Below are 1,029 nucleotides of genomic sequence, written 5' to 3'. Positions count from 1 at the left end.
CAGCGGCTGGAGACGGCGGCCGAAGTGGCGATGCGCCGGGGTGATGGCGTTCGCTGGCCGGGCATTGTCATCGCGCTGCTTGCGCTGGCGGCGCTGCCCGCGCTGCAGATCGACGTCGCGCTGTGGTGGCGGCTGTTGCTGGGTCTTCCGCTGTGCGCCGTGGCCGGCACCGCCGTGTGGATGGCATGGCCACGCCAGCGTGGCCCAGGTGCGCCGCAACCGGTTCTGCAGCTCAGCGGCAGGCTCAACAAGCTCATGCTGCACCCACACCATCCGCCCTGCTGGCTACTGGGCAGCGACCACCGCGTGCAGCTGCCTGCGGAGTGGCTGGCGTCCAAGCGTTTCCGTAGTGGGCAGCACCTCACACTGGATATCCGCCAATGCGATGGCATGGTCCTGGGCGCGGGCCGGGAGTGGTCCCTGGCCGAGGACCGTGTCCGGTTTTCCTCCGCTGGGGCGACGTGGAGCCTGGCATGGCTGGGGTTGATGCTGTGCGTACTGCTGTTCGGCGGAATGTTCGTCGAACTGCCGGCGGGCATCTCCCGGCAGCACACCCGTGATGCGCTCAGGCTGATGCATGGAGTGTGGTGGCCGCTCACCGCCGCCACCGGGCTGTGGCATCTGGTGCAGGCCATCCATCGGTGGCGTCGGCACCTGCGGTGCCACGCACGGCGCAGCGCGGCACTGGCTGCACGCATGCCACCAACGCGCTGAATGGTTCACGCCGCCCGCTGCGGATGTCTCACATCGTGAGACCCATTTGTGGTGCCATGTGATCCCCTGAAAATCCACCTCCCATGGCCTACGAACTCGCCAAGCGCACCGCAGATGCGGAGCAGCAGCTCGCTACCCGCGATGGCCTTCCCGCGCGCGATGGCGCACTGCTCAGTGCACGCCTGCAGCGCCGCTACCAGGATCGCATCACCGGCAGCTTCGCCATTCCCGGCCGCGAAGGCCGCTATGCGCCGATTCCTGATTCAGTGCCACCGGCCCTGACTGCGGCACTGAAGGCACGTGGCATCGAACAGC

The 1,029-nt window shown here is 68.0% G+C and carries 1 protein-coding gene and 1 pseudogene; both read left to right on the top strand.

The window, feature by feature from the left end:
* Positions 1-714, top strand: a pseudogene (locus tag DBR20_RS22025) (hypothetical protein); the annotation flags it as partial.
* 83 nt (positions 715-797) lie between these two features.
* On the top strand, positions 798-1,029 hold a 232-nt coding region (locus DBR20_RS01525; protein ID WP_146186926.1), incomplete at its 3' end, for a hypothetical protein.

The organism is Stenotrophomonas sp. HMWF023, assembly GCF_003060985.1.
GTDB lineage: Bacteria > Pseudomonadota > Gammaproteobacteria > Xanthomonadales > Xanthomonadaceae > Stenotrophomonas > Stenotrophomonas lactitubi.
The sequence above is the reverse complement of the archived record's forward strand: the minus strand, read 5'-3'. Positions and strand labels throughout refer to the sequence as shown.